Source organism: Streptomyces sp. NPDC052107 (genome assembly GCF_040680215.1).
Classification (GTDB): Bacteria; Actinomycetota; Actinomycetes; order Streptomycetales; family Streptomycetaceae; genus Streptomyces.
In genome coordinates, this window is sequence record NZ_JBFAWG010000038.1 from 47851 (window position 1) to 68113 (window position 20263).

The 20263-nt window shown below is 71.0% G+C and carries 21 protein-coding genes and 3 pseudogenes; 13 read left to right on the forward strand and 11 right to left on the reverse strand.

Going from position 1 to position 20263, the window contains the following annotated elements; all coding sequences use genetic code 11:
* Positions 1-85: 85 nt before the first annotated feature.
* The 5 genes and pseudogenes from AB0M27_RS30345 to AB0M27_RS30365 form a co-directional block, all read right to left on the reverse strand.
* Complete coding sequence (locus AB0M27_RS30345) at positions 86-1072, reverse strand: aldo/keto reductase (protein ID WP_365726228.1); 987 nt, start codon at positions 1070-1072, stop codon at positions 86-88.
* 126 nt (positions 1073-1198) lie between these two features.
* Entirely contained in the window at positions 1199-1540 is a 342-nt protein-coding gene (locus AB0M27_RS30350; RefSeq protein WP_365726266.1) for a hypothetical protein, read from the reverse strand.
* Positions 1541-1776: 236 nt separating this feature from the next.
* A complete protein-coding gene (locus AB0M27_RS30355) occupies positions 1777-2517 on the reverse strand; it encodes a VOC family protein (RefSeq protein ID WP_365726230.1) in 741 nt (246 codons plus the stop codon).
* Between the two features lie 104 nt (positions 2518-2621).
* Positions 2622-2924 (reverse strand): annotated as a pseudogene (locus AB0M27_RS30360) (ATP-binding cassette domain-containing protein); the annotation flags it as partial.
* Between the two features lie 148 nt (positions 2925-3072).
* A complete protein-coding gene (locus AB0M27_RS30365; protein WP_365726232.1) occupies positions 3073-3777 on the reverse strand; it encodes an SDR family oxidoreductase in 705 nt (234 codons plus the stop codon).
* A gap of 980 nt (positions 3778-4757) precedes the next feature.
* Here AB0M27_RS30365 and AB0M27_RS30370 point away from each other — a divergent pair.
* The 3 genes and pseudogenes from AB0M27_RS30370 to AB0M27_RS30380 form a co-directional block, all read left to right on the forward strand.
* Positions 4758-4925: pseudogene (locus tag AB0M27_RS30370) on the forward strand (hydroxylase); the annotation flags it as partial.
* Between the two features lie 99 nt (positions 4926-5024).
* Positions 5025-5825, forward strand: coding sequence for an SAM-dependent methyltransferase (locus tag AB0M27_RS30375; protein ID WP_365726234.1), 801 nt, complete (start codon positions 5025-5027; stop codon positions 5823-5825).
* A gap of 1123 nt (positions 5826-6948) precedes the next feature.
* Positions 6949-8427 carry a glutamate-cysteine ligase family protein gene (locus AB0M27_RS30380; protein WP_365726236.1) on the forward strand — a complete coding sequence of 493 codons (1479 nt, stop codon included), beginning with the start codon at positions 6949-6951 and terminating at the stop codon, positions 8425-8427.
* Positions 8428-8433: 6 nt separating this feature from the next.
* Here the strand turns inward: AB0M27_RS30380 and AB0M27_RS30385 are convergent.
* From AB0M27_RS30385 to AB0M27_RS30395, 3 genes and pseudogenes are all read right to left on the reverse strand, one after another.
* A pseudogene (locus tag AB0M27_RS30385) lies at positions 8434-8726 on the reverse strand (S41 family peptidase); the annotation flags it as partial.
* On the reverse strand, positions 8690-8968 hold the full coding sequence (locus tag AB0M27_RS30390; protein ID WP_365726268.1) for a hypothetical protein: 279 nt from the start codon (positions 8966-8968) through the stop codon (positions 8690-8692). The pseudogene AB0M27_RS30385 and the gene AB0M27_RS30390, both read right to left, overlap by 37 nt.
* A 44-nt stretch (positions 8969-9012) precedes the next feature.
* Entirely contained in the window at positions 9013-9375 is a 363-nt protein-coding gene (locus AB0M27_RS30395; RefSeq protein WP_365726238.1) for a helix-turn-helix domain-containing protein, read from the reverse strand.
* A gap of 137 nt (positions 9376-9512) precedes the next feature.
* Here AB0M27_RS30395 and AB0M27_RS30400 point away from each other — a divergent pair, with 137 nt between their 5' ends.
* The 4 genes from AB0M27_RS30400 to AB0M27_RS30415 all read left to right on the forward strand — a co-directional run bounded on the left by AB0M27_RS30400 (position 9513) and on the right by AB0M27_RS30415 (position 12762).
* The gene (locus tag AB0M27_RS30400) at positions 9513-10163 is read left to right on the forward strand and encodes an NAD(P)H-dependent oxidoreductase (protein WP_365726240.1); all 651 of its coding nucleotides are present in this window, start codon (positions 9513-9515) and stop codon (positions 10161-10163) included.
* 155 nt (positions 10164-10318) lie between these two features.
* Entirely contained in the window at positions 10319-11164 is an 846-nt protein-coding gene (locus AB0M27_RS30405) for a thioesterase family protein (protein ID WP_365726242.1), read from the forward strand.
* A gap of 133 nt (positions 11165-11297) precedes the next feature.
* A complete protein-coding gene (locus AB0M27_RS30410; RefSeq protein ID WP_365726245.1) occupies positions 11298-11888 on the forward strand; it encodes a L,D-transpeptidase in 591 nt (196 codons plus the stop codon).
* Between the two features lie 142 nt (positions 11889-12030).
* Positions 12031-12762: a TetR/AcrR family transcriptional regulator gene (locus AB0M27_RS30415; RefSeq protein WP_365726247.1), complete on the forward strand. Its 732-nt coding sequence runs from the start codon at positions 12031-12033 to the stop codon at positions 12760-12762.
* Between the two features lie 4 nt (positions 12763-12766).
* On the opposite strand, the gene AB0M27_RS30420 is transcribed toward AB0M27_RS30415, so the two are convergent.
* The 3 genes from AB0M27_RS30420 to AB0M27_RS30430 all read right to left on the reverse strand — a co-directional run bounded on the left by AB0M27_RS30420 (position 12767) and on the right by AB0M27_RS30430 (position 14908).
* On the reverse strand, positions 12767-13291 hold the full coding sequence (locus AB0M27_RS30420; RefSeq protein ID WP_365726249.1) for a hypothetical protein: 525 nt from the start codon (positions 13289-13291) through the stop codon (positions 12767-12769).
* A 77-nt stretch (positions 13292-13368) separates the two neighbouring features.
* A complete protein-coding gene (locus AB0M27_RS30425; protein ID WP_365726251.1) occupies positions 13369-14130 on the reverse strand; it encodes a hypothetical protein in 762 nt (253 codons plus the stop codon).
* Between the two features lie 37 nt (positions 14131-14167).
* Entirely contained in the window at positions 14168-14908 is a 741-nt protein-coding gene (locus AB0M27_RS30430) for a GntR family transcriptional regulator (RefSeq protein ID WP_365726253.1), read from the reverse strand.
* A gap of 119 nt (positions 14909-15027) precedes the next feature.
* Between AB0M27_RS30430 and AB0M27_RS30435 the strand changes: the two genes are divergently transcribed.
* From AB0M27_RS30435 to AB0M27_RS30460, 6 genes are all read left to right on the forward strand, one after another.
* Positions 15028-16059 carry an ABC transporter ATP-binding protein gene (locus tag AB0M27_RS30435; protein ID WP_365726255.1) on the forward strand — a complete coding sequence of 344 codons (1032 nt, stop codon included), beginning with the start codon at positions 15028-15030 and terminating at the stop codon, positions 16057-16059.
* Positions 16060-16095: 36 nt separating this feature from the next.
* Positions 16096-17292, forward strand: a complete 1197-nt coding sequence (locus AB0M27_RS30440) for an ABC transporter substrate-binding protein (protein WP_365726257.1) — start codon at positions 16096-16098, stop codon at positions 17290-17292.
* 3 nt (positions 17293-17295) lie between these two features.
* Positions 17296-18189, forward strand: coding sequence for an ABC transporter permease (locus AB0M27_RS30445; protein ID WP_365726259.1), 894 nt, complete (start codon positions 17296-17298; stop codon positions 18187-18189).
* A gap of 21 nt (positions 18190-18210) precedes the next feature.
* Complete coding sequence (locus AB0M27_RS30450) at positions 18211-19026, forward strand: ABC transporter permease (protein ID WP_365726261.1); 816 nt, start codon at positions 18211-18213, stop codon at positions 19024-19026.
* A 31-nt stretch (positions 19027-19057) separates the two neighbouring features.
* The gene (locus tag AB0M27_RS30455; RefSeq protein ID WP_365726262.1) at positions 19058-19738 is read left to right on the forward strand and encodes a maleylpyruvate isomerase N-terminal domain-containing protein; all 681 of its coding nucleotides are present in this window, start codon (positions 19058-19060) and stop codon (positions 19736-19738) included.
* A gap of 129 nt (positions 19739-19867) precedes the next feature.
* Positions 19868-20149: a hypothetical protein gene (locus AB0M27_RS30460; RefSeq protein WP_351208319.1), complete on the forward strand. Its 282-nt coding sequence runs from the start codon at positions 19868-19870 to the stop codon at positions 20147-20149.
* The last annotated feature ends 114 nt before the right edge of the window (positions 20150-20263 follow it).

Sequence of the window (20263 nt, forward strand, 5' to 3'; positions counted from 1 at the left end):
GGACAAGAACCCTAGATACCGTGACGCCCGTCTGTCCAGGAAAGGGCCAGACGGGCGTTCGCGAGGGTATGGCGCGCGGTCGGCCTCAGTGGCCGGCGATCCCCCTGGGCGTGTACGGCTCCTCCAGTTCCCGGATCTCGTCCTCGGTGAGCCGGAGTTCGAGTGCGGCGAGCGCGTCCGGGATGTGGATGGGCTTGGTGGCGCCGACGATCGGTGCGGTGACGCCGGGGCGGGAGGCGACCCAGGCCAGGGCCACCTGGGCCCGCGGGACGCCACGGCGTTCGGCGATCGCGGCGACGGCGTCGACGATCCGTTTGTCGTCCGGCTGGTACAGGGTGCGGCCGTAGGCGTCCGTCTCGCTGCGGACGCTGGCGGTCTCCCAGTCGCGGGTGAGCCGGCCACGGGCGAGCGGGCTCCAGGGGATCACGCCGGCGCCCTGGTCGGCGCAGAACGGCAGCATCTCCCGTTCCTCCTCCCGGTAGAGGAGGTTGTAGTGGTTCTGCATGGACACGAACTTGGTCCAGCCGTGCCGTTCGGCGGTGTGCTGCAGCTTGGCGAACTGCCAGGCGTACATCGAACTCGCCCCGATGTAGCGGGCCTTGCCCGCCCTGACCACGTCGTGCAGCGCCTCCATCGTCTCCTCGACCGGAGTGTGCGGGTCGTAGCGGTGGATCTGGTAGAGGTCGACATGGTCGGTACCGAGCCGGCGCAGGCTGTGGTCGATCTCGGTCATGATCGCCTTGCGGGACAGCCCCGACCGGTTGGGACGGTCGCCGCGCGCCGCGCCGTCCGCCACCGCGAAGTAGACCTTCGTGGCGATCACGACGTCCTCGCGCCGGACCATCTCCCCGAGTGCCTTGCCGACGATCTCCTCGCTGGTGCCGGCGGAGTAGCTGTTGGCGGTGTCGAAGAACGTGATTCCCGCGTCCAGCGCCTGGCGGATGAGCGGACGGGCGGCGTCCTCGTCCAGGGTCCACGGGTGCGGCCCCCGGTCGGGAACGCCGTAGCTCATGCAGCCCAGCGCCAGCCGGGAGACCTCCAGGCCGCTCGTGCCGAGCTTGACGTACTCCATGGTTCGATTCCCCTCGTCGGTGTGGTCCCGCCCGGTGAGCACGGCAATGGCCCGGGCGCCGGGCGGGCCTTGTCCGTCAGCCTGATCATGATCGTATCGAGCCGTCGTACGACGCCCCCGCCGCCGTCACCGGTCTTCGGCCAGGGCGACGAGTTCGGCGAAGAGGCCGCCGGTGTGCACGAGGTCGTCGTAACTGCCCTGCTCGACGACGCGGCCACTCCGCAGGACGACGATCCGGTCCGCGAGGCGGATGTTCTCCGGGGGGATCGAGGACCGACCGTTTCCTACGAGAGTTGAGCTTGGCCCGGCGCGGGCGCAGCCGACGACGAAGGCGTACGCCGAGGCCGTTGGACCCCGGGACTTGGCGGTCAGCGGCGGGTGGTGGTGCCCGGGCCGGGCACGAAGCCGGTGCGGGGCGAGCGTCGGATCGACAAAGTGCTGACTGCCGTCCGGATGTCTTTGGTGCACGCCGTGGTGAACAAGGCTGCGCCGGCATGGGTGTCGGAGAAGATCTGCGAGCCCGGCGACGATCGCGACCTGCCCCAGGAGGCTCGCGGCGAGAGCGGCGCCATGCGTTGTCGGATGCGGGCCCGCCCCCGGCTCCATGGGCCCGAGACGCCCGAGGCGCCGCAGCCCACCCCACCCGGGTCACGGCGCACGAGCACACAAGGCTCACGTTTCGGGGGTGTCGTCAAGGCTCCGCGTCAGGACGGGGCGAGGACGCAGAACTCGTGGCCCTCCGGGTCGGCCAGGCACGTCCACGGGACGTCGCCCTGGCCGAGGTCGAGGTCGGTGGCCCCGAGGGCCCGCAGCCGCGCCACCTCCGCTTCTTTGTCGTCACCGGGGTACGGCAGCAGGTCAAGATGGACGCGGTCCGGCACGGTCTTCACGTCGGGCGTGCGGAGGAACTCGAGATACGGGCCGACACCCTTGGCGGAGCGCAACACCGCATGATCGTCGGTCACCTCGTGCAGGGTCCAGTCCATCGCCTCGCCCCAGAACCGCGCCATGGCCCGCGGATCCGCACAGTCGACCACCACCGCGGCGATCGGCCCGGTGTCCCGGTAGATCTCCCGAGGCTGCAGCACGCAGAACTCGTTGCCCTCCGGGTCGGCGAGGACCGTCCACGGCACGTCGCCCTGGCCCACGTCTGCGGGCGTCGCACCGAGAGCCTGGAGGCGCGCGACCAACTCCGACTGATGGGCCGCAGAGGTGGTGGCGAGATCGAGGTGCACACGGTTCTTTGTCGTCGTCTTGGGTTCCGGGACGGGAACGACGTCGACGCCGACGGCGACCGGGTCCGGCCAAACGAGGCCGCCGGCGGGTCCCACGTAGGTGGTCACGCCGGGGCTGTAAGCACTCCAGCCGAGCGCCTCCGCCCAGAACCGGCCGACCGCCGAGTGATCAAGAGCCTTTATGTTCGCCATCACAGGTCGCAGTGCCATGCCGGCGATCCTATGCACCCGCTCTGCAACGACATCCGCACCGACGCCCAAACAGAGATCAACTCGCTCACCAGCCGCACTGCTCAGCTCGCCCGACCAGAGCGCTCAGCCTCGCCGCGCGGATCCACCTGTGACGGCGGCCCGTCCAGGATGAGCAGGGGTGTACGGCGGTACAGGGGCACGCCCACAGGCCAGGCGCTTCCACTGTCCGCCGGACAGCTCGGCGCCGCCATAGATCTCGCGCGCGAGCAGGGTGTCGAGTCCGTGGGGCAGCCGCTCGACCGCCTCACGCCTGCCGACCGCGTCGATGGCCTCCCACACCGGGCCGTCGTCACGGGCGCGCGGCGGCCGAGCGTGATGCTCTCCCTGGCGCGCAGGGGCCGGCAGGCGAGGTCCTGCGGGACGAGTACGTTCCGGCTCCAGGCGGAGTCGAACCGGGGAACGCTCGGTCGCAGGGGCACAAGGCTTCCGCGGCGGCGGTGCGTGGCCGAAACGCCGGTGCTCGCGACGGCTGTGACCAGTGAGGTCTCACTGGTCGGCCGCCCCCGCGGGCACCTACTCGGTCAGCTGCGGATACAGCACCGCCAGATCCCCGGAGAGTGCCGCCTTCACATCCCGGGTTCGGTCGTCCGCCAGCACCTCGTACGCCCCGGTCTCGATTCCGTCCAGTGCCAGGGCGGCGATGTCACCCGCCGTGGACTTGGGCGCGTCGATGTTCGAGGTCATGTCGGTGTCGATGTAACCGACGTGCAGTCCGGTGACCCCGATGCCGTGCGAACGCAGTTCAAGGCGCAGGGAGTTGGTCTGGGACCACAGGGCGGCCTTGGTGGCGCTGTAGGAGCCGGCCACGCCGAGCCAGGAGAGCAGGGAATGGACGTTGAGGAGGTGTCCGCCGCCGTTGCGCTCGATGACGGGGACGAAGGCACGGGTGACCAGCAGCGGCCCGTAGAAGTTGATCTCGAATTCGCGGCGTACGTCGTCGACGGGGGCGTCGAGGAAGGAGCGCGCGCCCAGCGAGACGCCCGCGTTGTTGATCAGGATCGTGACGTCCTGGGCCTGCGCCGCGGCGGCCTCGACCGATGCGGGGTCGGTGACCTCCAGGGCGAGGGGCACGGCATCGGGGTGGGTCACGGTACGCGGGTCGCGGGCCGTGGCGTACACCTTGGCGGCGCCACGCGCGTACAGCTCCTCCACCAGCGCCTTGCCCAGGCCACGGCTGCCGCCGGTGACCAGTACGACAGCGTCCTTGATCGAGGTCATGGTCATCTCCAGAGTAGGAAACCGATCGGTTTACAGCACCGTAAACCGATCGGTTTCAAACTTCAAGCGCGCACCGGCCGGGTCCGGCCCACCCCGTGAAGACATCCCTTGCCCGGACGCCCAGACCGAACGGCGTAGCGAGTTTGGAATTCCAACTCCGACGGGGAGGGGCGGCACGGCCGACTAGGACACCGCCGGGGAAGCAGCAGACCGGAAGCTGCCCAGCATCGACGCGGAGTGGCGGCGTGCGGTGCGACTGGAGGCGGGAGCGGACGACGCCGCGGCGGTGAGCCTGCACCACCCCGACCTCGCCGGGGAGCGCGAGCCGCCCGTACGGTGGCGCGGGCACTGGAAGACGCCGGCTGTCGCGCCCTCAACCCGTCGGCCGGCTTTCCCCACGAGATGGAGCGCTTCCCGGGCCGCGTCGGGGTGGTGGCCCACAAGACACCCCCGGTTCGACATCGACGCCCTGGCCCGCACGACCCACAACTACCGGGAGTTCATGGGCGGGTCCGGCTCGCACGGGGCGACAGCGGCGAGGCCCGGCTGCGCCGGAGCAAGGGGGCTGGAGAGCAGGACAGGCGGGAGAGGCGGGGAACGACCCGAGCGCATGGATTAACCGTTCCCCGCCCCCGGCGCGTCGGCCCGCCTCGTCACGGACACGGAGGGACGACCCGCGACCGGTCGGACGAAGCTTCGACTCACCGATCTTGTTCCGACCATCCGACGCCGAAGACGCAAAGGCCAGCGGAGGCGAGCCGGCCGGGTGACGGGCGCCCGGTGTGCGGGGCGGGGCGGGCCCGGCCCGTGAGATGAGTCCGGTGCGCGGAGGTACGCCCGACCCGTGAAGTGCGTCCGATGTGCAGGGGGGAGACCGACCGAGTGACGCGTGGGCCCGGGCGCATGGTTCGGGCCCGCCGAATGAGACACGCCCGGAGACCGGGCGAGCACGGCCGGGCCGAACGCGCCCGGTGCACGAGGCCGCGCACGGCACCTGGGTCCGTCCCTGGGACGTCCTGGGCTCGGGCACCGGCCCCGGTGACACCGTGACCCTCACGGTCGACGGCATCGGCCAGGTGTCCAACACCGTGGCACCGGGACCCGATCCGCGGCCGCTCCCCGCCAGGCGCCGCATCGCGGCCTCCTGAGCTCCGGGAACTCCACACGCACACCTGATAGTTGATGTGGCAAGCTTTGGCCAACCGTTTGCGGACCGAGGCCGTGACGGTCGTGGAGAGGAGCACAGTGTGACTCAGGACGGCGGCCGGGCCGTGCACATCGACACCAGCAAACCGCATCCCGCACGGATCTACGACTACCTCCTGGGCGGCAAGGACAACTACGAGGTGGACCAACTGGCGGGCGACCAACTGGCCGAGGCCGCGCCCGAGGTGTGGATCTCCGTACGGGCCAACCGCGCCTTCCTGCACCGTGCGGTCCGGTACGTCACAGGCAGCGGCGTCCGCCAGATCCTCGACATCGGCACCGGGCTGCCCACCTCGCCGAATGTGCACGAGGTCGCCCAGGAGGTGGCTCCGGACGTGCGCGTCGCCTATGTCGACAACGACCCGATCGTGAAGGCGCACGCCGACGCGCTGCTCAGCCGGACCGGCACGACCAGCATCGTGCTCGCCGATCTGCGCGATCCGCAGTCCGTCGTCGATCATCCCGAGGTGCGCCGGATCATCGATTTCGAACAGCCGGTCGCCCTGTTCCTCGTCGCCATTCTTCACTTCATCCGCGACGCGGACGAGCCCGAGCGGATCGTGGCCACCCTGCGCGACGCGCTTCCGGCCGGCAGCTTCCTGGTGCTCTCGCATGCGACGGGCGACTTCGCCGACGACCGCAGCGAGGCCGAGGCCGTCTACAACAGCGCGACCGCCACCATGAACCTGCGGTCCCGCGACCGGGTCGAGCGGTTCTTCGACGGGTTCGAACTGGTCGAGCCCGGCCTGACCCAGGTTCCGTTCTGGCGCCCGGATTCCACCCCGCCGCCCGGCTCCGAAGCGATCGGCTTCTACGGTGGCGTGGCCCGCAAGAAGGCCTGAAGCCGGGATCTGGGGCAGAGGCCTCCCCCGGTACCTGCCCCTTCCCTCACCCCGCCACCGCGCCCCGCGCACCCGGCCTCCGGGGCCGGTCGCGCAGGGCGCGGTGTTGTGTTTGCCCGCCCAACCCCTTGAACTTCCCCCCGGCCGGCGCCTTCATACTCACGGCCCGGTCGACGCACGGTCGGCCTTGGGATCGGGTCCATGCCGGATACACGTGCTGTCGCCGGGGAAGCGGTCACATGCCGGCACCTGTGCGGGGGCGCGGGTGCGGGTGTTGCCCAGGGCCGGACGGTCATGGACGTCTCCATCGGTCAGGAGGCGCCGGGCGTTCCGCTGACGACGGGTTCGGTGATGCCGTAATTGTCGGCGTCCGGACTGCCGGCCACGCTCCGGATCTGCGTCCGGCACCTGTGGAGCCGCACCGCGGCGCCGTGGGCCGCCGACCGGCCGCGGAGGGCGCCTTCGACCGGGGCTGGGCCACGGTGCTCGCACTGATCTGTGCCACGGACGCCGATCCCGGCTGGGTTCCGGTGCGAGTGGCGGGCTGTCTCGGCCATGCCGGGTATCTGCCTATCGCCGAGATCATCGTCCGCCGCAGCGGCACCGCACCGGTGGTCTCCACGACGGCGGACGGCTGCTCGGCGAGGAGACCTGCGCCCTCCTCCTCTGCCATGGGCGTGCCCGTGTGGTGCGGCTTGGAGCTGATGCCGGCACCGCTCACCGCGCGCCTTCGGCCACACCGGAGGCACGCCCGCCCGGTCCTGGCGGATCCGGACGCCAGGGTGACGATCGCCGCCCACTTCAACAGCAAAGCTCCGCTCACGGACCGCATCCGGAATCGCCACGCACCGTGCACGGCCGCGTACCCGGACTACGATCTGGCTCACCCGGAGACCCAGGGGCGCGCGACCGCACGGCCCCCGTCCCCGGCCGCATCTGAGGACCGCTCATCCTGGAGAGGCGACGGCGCTGACGGACCGGCCGGACGCACCCAACCGGTCGGCGGGCCCGTGCGCCCATGCTCGTACCCGGCGGTGGTGCCGCGGGCGGCGCCTGGTGAGGCTCGCGCGTTGGTGCGACGCTGGGTGATGGAGGTTGCGACGAGGGGCATCCTGGAGGGCCGATGGGACGCGACGTCCCGGCGCTCGTCTTCACCCGCGAGGACCGCCGCCGGTACCGGATCAAGATGCACGCGTGCCTGGACACGCTGGCGCAGATGCTGCGCGAGGCACGCTTCGAGTCCGAGCGGCCGCAGGTCGGCCTGGAGATCGAGCTGAACCTGGTCGGCGACGACGCCGAGCCGGCGATGCGCAACACCGATGCGCTGAAGGCGATCTCCGACCCCGCCTGGTCCACCGAGCTGGGCCGGTTCAACCTGGAGATCAACGTGCCGCCCAGGCGGCTGACCGCGGGCGGACCCGACGCGTGGGAGTCGGAGATCCGCGCCGCGCTGAACCACGCGGACGACCGGGCCAGGTCGATCGGCACCCGGCTGATCATGATCGGGATCCTGCCCACCCTGCGGCAGCAGGACATCGGCGAGGAGACCCTGTCGGAGAACCCTCGCTACCAAATCCTCAACGACCAGATCTTCGCGGCCCGCGGCGAGGACCTGCGCATCGAGGTCGACGGCATGGACCGGCTGCGCACCTACGCGGACACCATCACCCCGGAGGCCGCGTGCACGAGTACGCAGTTCCATCTCCAGGTGTCTCCCGAGGAGTTCGCCCCCTACTGGAACGCGGCCCAGGCCATCGCCGGGGTCCAGGTGGCGCTGGCGGCGAACTCGCCGTTCCTGTTCGGCAAGGAGTTGTGGCACGAGACGCGTATCCCGCTGTTCGAACAGGCCACGGACACCCGCCCGGAGGAGATCAAGGTGCAGGGCGTACGGCCCCGGGTGTGGTTCGGGGAGCGCTGGATCAACAGCGTCTTCGACCTCTTCGAGGAGAATCTGCGCTACTTCCCCGCCCTCCTCCCGCTGTGCGACGAACAGGAACCGGCGGAGACCCTGGATCGCGGCGACATCCCGGAACTGGGTGAACTGACCCTGCACAACGGCACGATCTACCGCTGGAACCGCCCGGTGTACGCCGTCTCCCACGACCTCCCGCACATCCGGGTGGAGAACCGGGTGCTGCCCGCCGGACCGACCGTCGCCGACACCCTCGCCAACGGCGCCTTCTACTACGGCCTCACCCGGGCCCTGGTGGAGGAGGAGCGGCCGGTGTGGTCGCGGATGTCGTTCGCGGCCGCCGAGGACAATCTGCACACCGCCGCCCGGCGTGGCATCGACGCCCCGTTGTACTGGCCGGGCATGGGCGAGGTGCCGGTGCCGGAGCTGGTCCTGCGCAGGCTGCTGCCGCTGGCGCACCGGGGGCTCGCACAGTCCGGCATGGACGACGCCTGGCGGGAGCCGCTGCTCGGCATCATCGAGCAGCGCTGTGTGACGGCACGCAACGGCGCCGTGTGGCAGAAGGAGATGTTCCACCACCTCGACGCCACCACGCGCGCCGGCCGCCACGAGGCCCTGCGCCAGATGACCCAGCTGTACATCGACTACATGCACCTCAACGCGCCCGCGCACACCTGGCCGGTGGACTGACCCGGCTCAGTCGCGCCCGCTGAGCAGGTTCACCGCGCGGTCGAAGGCCGAGTCGCGGTTCTTGGCGAACTCCTCCTTGGTGAAGACCGGTTCGGACAGCTGCGGCGGGATGCCCGTGCCGTCGAAGGTCGGCCGGTGCGGGTCAGGTACTCCTCGTTCGGCAGCCCGAAGAGCAGGCCGTCGGGCAGGTTGCGCACCAGCACGTCCGAGAAGACGCCCTGGGCGGGCTGCCCGGTCCGCACGGTCCGTCCGGGGCGGTCCATCAGCGCCTGCGGGAAGGTCTCGCCCGCGCTGACCGTGCAGCGAAGGCGGTGCGCGGGTCCGTGGCGGCGGGGCACGTGCAGTCGGCGGGCAGGGCGCTCAGACGGCGCAGTCTCCGGTGTCCCACCGAGCTGTCCGCGCCGAGCAGCACGCGATCGCGGTCGTGCGCGGTCCGTACGGTGAACACCGATCCGACCGGCACGGCGTTCCGCCGGGCGGCGACGCCGCCGCGTGACCGCTTGGTCCAGACGGTCCGCACCCGCTGCGCGGTGATGTCCACGGCCGGACCGCGCCCTGCACGGACGATCCGGCCGGCCGCTCGCGCTACGTGCCGGGGCACGGCGGCGCGTCCGGCAGGTGGGTCTTCGCCCACTCGCCCAGTTCCCGGAGCGCCGGCTCCAGGGCGGCCCCCGCGGCGGTCAGCCGGTAGGACACGCGTAGCGGCGGGCCCTCGTCGACCTCGCGGAGCACGAGTCCAGCCGCGCCGAGTTCCGCGAGCCGGTCGGACAGCATGCGCTCGCTGATGCCGGGGACGGCCCGGCGCAGGTCGGCGAAGTGGGCGGGCTGTTCCACCAGGACGGCCACGATCGGGCCGCTCCAGCGCTTTCCGAGCAGCTGGAAGACACGGGTGATGCCATCGTCCACCCGCTTGCACGCCGCGCTGTCGTGGGTCACTTCCGCCGTCATGCGATCAGGGTACTACCCCATCGTAGGGGGATGAAAAAAAGTAAGTCCATGTGTTAAAGATAGTCGAGTACGAAATCTCAGCCAGCGCTGAGCCGCGGGGCGACCTCTGCCCCCTTTGTCCACTTTATGGAGTCACCATGGCCACCCTGCTGCACATCGACTCGTCCGTGTTCCCGACCGAGGCCTCCGCCTCGCGCGCCGTGGCGGAGGCCTTCCGCGCGCACTGGCAGGAGCAGCACCCCGACGGCACGGTCGTCTACCGCGATCTCGCGGCGCAGCCCGTCCCGCACATCACCGCCGCCGCACACACCGCCGGCTTCGCCGACCCGGCGTCGCACACGCCGGAGCAGGCCGCCGCCTTCGCCGAGCGTGTCCGGCTGATCGAGGAGCTGGAGCAGGCCGACGCGGTGCTGATCGGCGCCCCGATGTACAACTTCTCCATCCCCTCGACCCTCAAGGCCTGGCTGGACAACGTGGTCCTCTTCGGCCGCACCGCGGGCGAGACCCAGTCCGCGAAGGGCACCCCGGTGACGGTCGTCGCCAGCCGGGGCGGCGCCTACGGGCCGGGCACCCCGCGTGAGGGATACGAGTACGTGCAGAACTACCTCTCGGCCGTCCTCGCCGACGCCCTCGGTCTGGACCTCGACTTCATCGTCCCGGAGCTGACCATGGCCCCGCAGAACCCGGCGATGGCCGAGCTGATCCCGCTGTACGAGGCCTCTCGCGACCGCGCCCTCGAGGAGGCCGCCGCGAAGGCCAAGCAGCTCGCGGAGCGCCTGGCGGCCTGACCGCCCCGCCCCGGCCCGGCGCCGCCCTCTGTGCGCGGCGCTGGGCCGGTCCGCCTGGGGGCGGAGGTACCCGTGAACCGGTCACGGCCACGGATGTACTGTGCAACGACCTGTCCAACGCCCCCGTGCACGGACATCCCGAGGAGAGGCACCCGTTGGCCGCCAGCTACTTCGAGCACACAGACCGGCACCGCTACAAGCCCACCCCGCACGCGAGCGGCGCGTGGGACACCGACGAGATGCACTTCAGTCCGCTCGGTGGACTCGTGGTCCACGCGATCGACCATTACCGTGCCGAGCGCCCGCCGAGCGGACTGCTGCTGTCCAGGATCAGCTTCGACATCCTGGGGCGCCTCGCCCTGGACGAGTGCGAGATCCAGGTGGAGTCGATCCGGCCCGGCCGCACCATCGAACTGCTCGAAGCGGTCGTGCGCATCGCGGACCGGCCGGTGGTACGGGCCCGCGCCTGGCTGCTGACCGAGGTCGACACCAGCGTCGTGGCCGGCGGCGCCGAGGCGCGCCTGACCCCGCCGGACGGGCTCGCCGGTCAGTCGCTGGGCTCGGTCTGGCCCGGCGGGCACTGCGCGTCCGTCGACGTCCGGCCGGTCGCCCCCTCGGAGCCGGGCCGTGGCACGGTATGGATCTCCACCGAGCTCGACCTCGTCGCCGGCGAGCCGAGCAGCCCGGTCGCCTCCTATGTCGCCCTCGTCGACACGGCCAACGGCATCGCCGTACGCCGGCCGCCGGCCGAGTGGATGTTCCCCAACGTCGACCTGACGATCCATCTGCACCGGCAACCGGCGGGCCGCTGGGTCGGCCTGGACACCACGGTCACCTTCGGCCCCACCGGCCAGGGCCTCACCAGCAGTGTCCTCCACGACGTCCACGGCCCGATCGGCCAGGCCCAGCAGACGCTCACGGTGCGGCCGCTTCCGGGCGGTGACCGCTCGCTCCGCGTGAGCACCGAAGGCAGCAGCGCTCAGGGCACGGTGACGGCGTAAAAGGCGTGGAACGGGCGCGCGAGCGGACGCGCTCCCGCCGGACGGGTGATAACAGGCCGTAGAACTTTAAAGCCACCTCGGTTTCTAAAGACCCTTTACTTCGCAGTGACCGAACGACTGAAAGGTCCTTTCTGTGAAGCCGAGCAAGCGCTGGACCCGTGCCGCCGCAGCCCTGGGAGTCGCGATGGCGGCGACGGCCATGACGACGGCCTCCGCCGGAGCACGGCCGGCCGGTCCCGCCGGTACGGCGGCCCCGGCGGCCGCCGCCCCCTCCGCCACCACCCTCGTCTTCGCCAAGAACCCCGCCGCCCCGACGAACTCACGGCTGTCGATCTACAAGAACGGCCGGGTGCAGAAGAGTTACCGCGCGGGCTCGGGCATCGGCGTCAAGGACGACTGCGTCCGCAACAAGGGCTGGATGCCCGACGGAGACTGGCGCATCAGGCTGAAGTCCCGGACCTACAACGGCCGTTCCATCAAGGGATACGCCGTCTACCTGCAGGACATGCCGTGTGCGAAGCGGACGACGACCCGCACCGAGATGTTCATCCACTCGGAGATGAACCCCGACGGCTCGCAGGGCCGTACCGAGCCGCGCCGTTGGGACGGCGTCGGTGACTACAAGTCCAACGGCTGTGTGAAGCTCAGGCCGGAGGACATCAAGGACCTGTTCACCCGCCTCGACCGGCTCGGCTGGCCCACCCACCTGCGCGTCATCTCCTGACCCGGCCGTTCGCAGGGCGCTCGGATGTGCGACCCGGCCGAACCCGGCCGGCGCGCCCTTGCGCCGGTACGCTCGCTGCCGGGACCCGGCCGGTGCCGTGGTCCCGGCAGAGATCGCGTCCGGAGACGGAGGGGGCTCACCGGTGGCGGCAGGAGGGCGGCGGGCCCGGCTGCGGGCCGAGATGTCCGCCGAGGTGCGGGCTGCGGCGCGGGACGTCATCGTCGAGAGCGGCGTCGAGACCCTGACGCTCTCGGAGGTCGCCCGGCGCGTGGGCGTGACACCCGCGGCGCTCTACCACCACTTCGAGCGCGGACTTCCCGACGTCGTCGCCCAGGTCGCCGACGACATCGTGGACGAGCTGGTCGACGAGCTCAACAGGGCGGCCGGGCGCCACCCGCGGGACAACTACGGGATGCGCATGATCGCCCCCAGCCGTGTCCTGCGCTCCTGGGCGATCACCCGCCGACGCGAGTTCTGTTTCCTCTTCGGCACCCCCGCGCGAGCGGCCGGCGAAGCCCATGCCGTGCTGACGACACGCTGGGTGCGGCGGCTGGCCGGGGTGTGGGGCCCGGCCTTCGTGGACCTCTGGGCGGCACGGGGCTATCCGGTGCCGGACCAGGGACAGTTGGAGCCGCCTCTGCTGCGCCAGATGCGGGACTACGTGGCGGACACGGACGTGGCCCTCCCGCCGGAGGCGGCGGCCGTCATGCTGAGCTGCTGGCGTTCGCTCTACGGGCAGGTCGTCATCGAGGCGTTCGGCCACTTCGCCCCGCTCTTCGGCGACCAGGAGCCCATGTTCGAGCAGCTGATGCGTCAGATCATGAACGACCTCGGGCTGGCCGAACAGTACGAGCCGCCCTCGGCGAAGCACTGAGTGCTCAGGGGTCGGGGTTCCATCGCTCGGGAAGGTCGGCGTCGCAGAAGACACAGACGAAATGGCCTTCCCGCACGATGTTGTGCTGCCCGCAGGTGCGACACCGGCGGAAGACCACCTCATGAGTGAAGGACCCGGGACGGGCGACCCCGGCCCGGTCGAGCGCCTGCGCCACCGCCGACCATGAGCCGGCGTCCGGGCAGTAGCCCGTCGACTGGTTGCTCACCTCCCGCACCGTCCAGCGGCCGGCGTCCGCACCGAAGCCGATCTCCCCCGCGCTCAGCACCGGCTCGCCGCCCGCACAGGCCACGTGCTCGGACCGGCGCGGGGCCAGCCGCAGGGCGCCGTCCAAGCCGATGACGAAGGTGAAGGGCTCGGCCAGTACCTCGCGGGTCCGGGTGGCGGCCCAGCCCGCGAACTCGCTCGCCGTACGAACGACGGTGCCGGTGTCTCCCTGCCGGACGGCGGCCCGCACGTCCTCGGGACCGACATATCGGTAGCTCCGCAGGCTCCGGCCCGACACGTTCATGCCGGTCACGGTAGGGCATGGCGCAGGTCGGCACGACCGGCCCGCCCGCACCTTCGGCGGGGGGCGCCTGCTCGGGCTCAGGCGAGGACCAGCACAAGGGGCACGCCCCGGCACGGCACCAGGCGCATGCCGTCGTACGCGCCGGGCCGCGCCGCGCTGAGCAGTTCGCCGAAGCCCGGGCCCTTGGTGAGGGAGCCGGCCAGGTGGGCGGGGTCGGCGGAGGCGGCGACGCGGCCCCGGGCATTGACGAGGTGGGCGGGGCGGGGCAGGCGCCGCAGGAGGGGGAGGACGGCCGTCTCGAAGTGCCGCAGATAGACGTCGGCGGCGGCGACTCCCGCGAACCGGCCCTGGACCAGGACGGGTTCGGAGAGGGTGAGGCTGTACTCGTCGGAACAGAGGTAGTCGACGTACGGTCCGGCCACCGCCCGGCGCCCGGTGTCGCGGGGCAGCGCGAACCAGTCCCAGTGCGTGTAGTCGGAGTACGCCGACTGGCCGGGATCGAGGTCGAGCAGCAGCGGGCGTACGTCGCCGTTGGCACCGGACTGCCACCACTCCAGCCAGGCGGGCACGTCCGTCAGGAGGCCGGGCGCCGCGACGAAGCCGACGCCGGAGACGAGTTCCTCGCGGGTCAGATGGACATGCAGTCCGGGGCGCAGGGCGGCGAGGTCGGCGCTGGCCGGCCGCCGGCCCTCGGCGACCACCCGGCCGAGCAGAGCTTCGGTGGCGGTGCGAGTGGCGGCGACCGTCTCGAAGACGGCCTCCAGCGCGCCACCGACCTGTGCGGCCACCCACGCCTCGGTTTCCGTGTCGAGGGTGGCGAGCGCGGGGCTCCGGCCCATGGTGTCCTCCAGCGGACGGGAACCTGACGCGGCGCGGTCAGAGGGCGAGGCGTACGGCGACGAGCCGCGCCGTCGACTCCCTGACGCACCGCTCGGCCAGCGTGCCGGCCGTTTCGTGGGCCCCATCTTGCACGGCGGAGATTACGGAGCGGTGACGGTCCGCAACTTCTTCACGATATGCGTCGTCGGCCAGGACCAGGCAGAGCAGTGCGCCGATCTCGCTCTGCAGGGCGACCTGTTCGCGGGTGAGCCGCGCGGACTGGGCGGCCGCCGCGAGTTCTACGTGGAAGCGGCCGTAGAGCCGGCTGCGTGCCGCCGCGTCCTCGGCCCGGGTCGACTCCTCGGCGGTACGGCGGAGTTGGTGAAGATCCTCCGGTTCGGTGCGCTGTGCGGCGAGCCGGGCGGCGGCGCCGGACAGGGCGGCCCAGTGGTCACCCAGGTCGCGCAGTTCCTCGGTGCTCCAGCCGCGCAGCCGGGCCTTGAGGCGGTCGTCGGCGGGGACTTCGGGGAGGGAGACGAAGCTGCCGCCGCCGCGGCCCCGGCGCGTGGTGACCAGGCCCCGTTGCCGCAGGGCCATGAGCGCCTCGCGCAGGGTGACCGTGGAGACGCCGAGCTGTCCGGCCAGCTCGGTCTCACCGGGCAGTTGCTCGCCGTCGGCCAGGAGACCCAGTTCGATGGCGTCGCCGATGCGGCGGACGACCGCGTCCACGCGGGCCCGGTTGTCCACCGGGCTGAAGACGGCCTTACGGGCGCCGCCCTCGATCTCGTACTGCCTCACGGTCACCACCTCGTGCATTGACTCAAGCTTTACCTCAAGGGGATCTTGAGCTTAGAACTATGACTTCATATGTTTGCGGTCAAGCGGTTCAACGTACAGCGCGCCAGAAAGGTTCCCGTATGGAGGGAATTGCGATCCGGCTGCAGGACCTGCGGAAGTCGTTCGGTGAGACGACCGCCGTGGCCGGGGTCGACCTGGAGATCCGGGACGGGGAGTTCTTCTCGATGCTCGGCCCGTCCGGATCCGGCAAGACGACCGTCCTCCGGCTGGTCGCCGGGTTCGAGACACCGGACCAGGGCCGGATCGAACTCGCCGGACAGGAGGTCACCGGCCTCGCCCCGTTCGAGCGGGACGTGCACACGGTCTTCCAGGACTACGCCCTCTTCCCGCACATGACGGTCGAGCAGAACGTCGCCTACGGGCTGAAGGTCCGCAAGGTGCCCAAGGCCGAACGGCTCGTCCGCGCCCGCAAGGCCCTCGCCGAGGTCCGCCTGGAGGGCTACGGACCGCGGCGTCCTGCCCAGCTCTCCGGCGGGCAGCGGCAGCGCGTCGCCCTCGCCCGCGCGCTCGTCGGCCGGCCCCGGGTGCTGCTGCTGGACGAGCCCCTCGGCGCCCTCGACCTGAAGCTGCGCGAGCAGATGCAGGTCGAGCTGAAGGCGATCCAGCGGGAGGTCGGCATCACCTTCGTCTTCGTCACCCACGACCAGGAGGAGGCCCTGACGATGAGCGACCGCATCGCCGTCTTCGACCAGGGCCGCATCGCCCAGGTCGGCACGCCCGCGGAGATCTACGAGCGCCCGGCGACCCCGTTCGTCGCCTCGTTCGTCGGCATCTCGAACCTCCTCGACGGAGAGGCGGCCCACCGGATCGTCGGCACCCCGGACACGTACAACATCCGGCCGGAGAAGATCCGCGTCCTGAAGGAGTCCGCCGAGGCGGACGAGCCCGAGCACGCCACCACGACCGGAACCGTCGCCGAGGTCGTCTATCTCGGCGACGCCACCCGCTTCCTGGTCGACCTCGACGGCGGCGGCCGGCTCACGGCGCTCCAGCAGAACCTGGAGACCTCCTCCGAGGACGTCGCCGCCTACCGCGGCACCCGGGTCCGCCTGACATGGCACCGCCGGCACGCCGTCCGGCTGCCCTCCTGACCTCTCCCCCGCCTCTACGTCCCCATGGAGAACGCCGTGCGTCTCACCCGTACCCTGCGCACCGCGGCCTGCGCCGCCGCGCTGCTGCTCGCCGCCGCCTGTGACTCCTCCGGCTCGGGCGGCTCGTCCGCCACCGGGCTCAACCCGCCCGACCTCAAGGCCCCGACGAAGCTCGGCAAGACCGAGGGCCAGGTCAATCTGATCGCCTGGGCCGGCTATGTCGAGGACGGCTCCAACGACCCGAAGGTGAACTGGGTCAGCGACTTCGAGAAGCAGACGGGCTGCCAGGTCCACTCCAAGGTCGCCGCCAGCTCGGACGAGATGGTCAAGCTGATGAAGACCGGCGAGTACGACGCCGTCTCCGCGTCCGGCGACGCCTCCCTGCGCCTGATCGCCGCCGGCGACGCCGCCCCGGTCAACACGGCCCTCGTCCCCAACTACAAGGACATCTTCGCCGGGCTGAAGAACGGCGCCTGGAACTCGGTGAAGGGCCAGATGTACGGCATCCCGCACGGCCGGGGCGCCAACCTGCTGATGTACAACACCGAGAAGGTCAAGCCCGCGCCCACCTCCTGGTCCGCCGTCTTCGACGGCGCCTCCACGTACCAGGGGCACGTCACCGCGTACGACTCGCCGATCTACATCGCCGACGCGGCCCTCTATCTCAAGGCCACCAAGCCCGAGCTGAAGATCAAGGACCCGTACGCCCTCGACCAGAAGCAGTTCGACGCGGCCGTGGCCCTGCTCAAGCAGCAGAACAAGGACGTCGGCGAGTACTGGAGCGACTACCTCAAGGAGGTCTCCGCCTTCAAGAGCGGTGACTCGGTGGTCGGCACCACCTGGCAGGTCATCGCGAGCCTCGCCTCCTCCGAGGGCGCCAAGATCAAGGCATTGGTGCCGAAGGAGGGTTCGACCGGCTGGTCCGACACCTGGATGGTGTACAGCAAGGCCAAGCACCCCAACTGCGCCTACAAGTGGCTGGACTGGATCGTCTCTCCCAAGGTCAACGCCCAGGTCGCCGAGTACTTCGGCGAGGCGCCGGCCAACTCCAAGGCCTGCGCCGAGACCAGTGACAAGAACTTCTGCACGGTCTACCACGCGGCCGACGAGAGCTACTGGAAGAAGATCGCCTTCTGGAACACGCCCATCGAGCAGTGCCTCGACGGCCGCACGGACGTCAAGTGCGTGCCGTACGCCAAGTGGGTGCAGGCCTGGACCGAGATCAAGGGCTGAGCCGTGGCGACCGATGCGACGACCGCCGCCGGCCGGGGAACCGTCCGGCGGCTGGCCGGAAGCCTGCACCGCAGGCCCCGGCTGCGGCTGACCCTGCTGCTCACCGCCCCGCTGCTGTGGCTCGCCGTCCTCTACCTCGGCTCGCTGGCGGTGCTGTTCGTCTCGGCGTTCTGGACGACGAACTCCTTCACCTCGCAGGTGGTGAAGATCTGGTCGACGGACAACTTCCACGAGCTGTTCACCACGCCCGTCTTCCGTCAGGTGATCCTGCGCAGTGTGGGCGTGGCGCTCGCGGTGACCGTGCTGTGCGCGGTGATCGCCTTCCCGGTCGCCTTCTACACCGCACGGGTGGCCCGGCCGAAGTGGCGCCCCCTGCTCGTGGTCGCCATCCTGACTCCCCTGTGGGCGAGTTACCTGGTCAAGGTGTACGCCTGGCGGCTCATCCTGTCCGAGGGCGGCCTCGCCGACTGGATGCTCGCGCCGTTCGGGCTGAGCGGCCCCGGCTTCGGCCTGCCGGCCACCGTCCTCACCCTGACGTACCTGTGGCTGCCGTACATGATCCTGCCGATCCACACGGCCCTCGAACAGCTCCCGGACAACCTGCTGGACGCCTCGGCCGATCTCGGGGCGCGGGCCGGGCGGACCTTCCGCTCGGTGGTGCTGCCGATGGTGCTGCCGTCGGTCGCGGCCGGTTCGGTGTTCACCTTCTCACTGAGCCTCGGCGACTACATCACCGTGCAGATCGTCGGCGGCAAGACCCAGCTGATCGGCAACCTCGTGTACTCCAACATCGAGCTCAACCTGCCCATGGCCGCCGCGCTCGGCACCGTACCCGTCGTCGTGATCGTCCTGTACCTGCTGGCGATCCGCCGCACGGGTGCCCTGAACAGCCTGTAGGACCTGGAGGAGAACAGCGCCATGCATCTCAGCCGCACCGCGCGCATCGCCCTGCGCACCGGCGCCGGGCTCGGTTTCGCGGTGATCTACGTCCCCCTGCTGCTCGTCCTGGTCAACTCGCTCAGTCCCGACCGCAGTGCGAGCTGGCCCCCGCCGGGTCTGACCTGGCACTGGTGGTCGGTGGCCGGGCACAACTCCGGTGCCCGGCAGGCACTGTGGGTCTCGGTGAAGGCGGGGCTGGGGGCGACCGCGATCGCGCTGGTCCTCGGCACGCTCATCGCGTTCGCCGTGGCCCGGCACCGCTTCTTCGGCCGCGACACGGTGTCGTTCATCGTGGTCCTGCCGATCGCGCTGCCCGGCATCGTCACCGGTATCGCCCTCAACTCGGCCTTCGGCACGGTCCTGGAGCCGCTCGGCGTGGGTCTCGGACTGTTCACGGTGATCATCGGGCACGCCACCTTCTGCATCGTGATCGTCTTCAACAACGTGGTGGCCCGGTTGCGCCGTACGGCCGCCTCGTACGAGGAGGCGGCCATGGATCTCGGCGCGAGCACCTTCCGCGCCTTCGCGGACGTCACCTTCCCGCTGGTCCGCTCCGCGCTGCTGGCCGGCGGACTGCTCGCCTTCGCGCTGTCCTTCGACGAGATCGTGGTCACCACGTTCACGGCGGGGCCCGGGATCGAGACCCTGCCGATCTGGATCTTCGACAACATGACCCGGCCACAGCAGGCACCGGTGGTGAACGTCGTGGCCGCGGTGCTCGTCCTGCTGTCGGTGATCCCGATCTACGTCGCGCAGCGGCTGTCCGCGGACACGGCGACATCGAGCCGGGTGTGACACCCTGTAGGGCGGACGAACAGGGGGACGCATGAGAACAGGGGATGCCACCGCCCCCGCGCGGGCGGTGCGCGCGGCGTACGAGGCCGCCTCGGCGGTCGTCGCGGGACTCGGTGACGAGGAGTCGTGGCTGCCGACCGGCTGTACGGGCTGGGCGGTCCGCGACCTCGTCTTCCACTGTCTGGGCGACGCCCAGCGCGCTCTGGTTGCGCTGCACACGCCGGCGCGGGAGCCGGTGGACCGGGACGCGGTGACCTACTGGCAGGACTGGCGGCCGGACACCGTGGGGGCGGCCAACGGCCGGCGCTGGGTCCGGGTGAACGCGAGCATGTTCCTCGACTTCCGCCAGCTCCAGGGCCTGTATCTGGAGACGCTGGCGGCGGCCGTGCAGGCGGCGGAGGCGGCCGACCCCGCGCAGCACGTCGGCACGCAGGGGCATGTGCTGACGGCCGGGGATCTGCTGACCACCCTCGCGGTGGAGGCGACCGTCCACCACCTGGATCTGACCGTCCAGCTCCCGCACGCGCCGGGACCGGCGCCCGAGGGGCTGGCCGCGGTGCGCACCACCCTGGACGGTCTGCTCGGCCGGCCCGCGCTCCCTGAGTGGAGCGACGCGCACTACGCGCGCCTGGGCACCGGCCGGGCCGCGCTGACCGAGGCCGAGCGCGCCGCGCTGGGTGCGGTGGCCGACCGGTTCCCGCTGTTCGGCTGAGCGGCGGCCGGCACCCGGCCCGGCCTCGGCGGCTGCGGGTGCTGATCACACGCCCAACACGGGGACACGCACGGGCGGCACCTGCGCGGTGCGGGGCTCGCCGCCCGGGTTGATGGAAGCCTGCGCCCCATGCACACCCCACCGAGCATCAACAGTTACGTCGACCGCGTCACCGCGGGCCCCGGCGGAGCGATGACCGACGAGGTCGGCGTCATCACCGGCGACCTGACCGTGGCCACCATCCTGCTGTCCGACGGCCACAGCGTGCGCGTCGCCATCCAGCACTCCGGCAGCGACACCTGGTACACCCTCGCCGGGAGCCCCGCGCCCGTGCCCGCCGGGCAACTCGCCGCCTATCACCGGGATCTGCTGGGCCGTATCCGGCGAGGAGGTGGCACCCGCGCCACCTGAGCCGACCGGGCCGGCTTAGCCTTGTTCCACCGACGTGGCCTGAAATGGATCTTCTGATGGGTTTTTGAGCGGGTTCCGGGTCGGTGTCTGTGCCTGGGCAGGTGGTATCCGCTG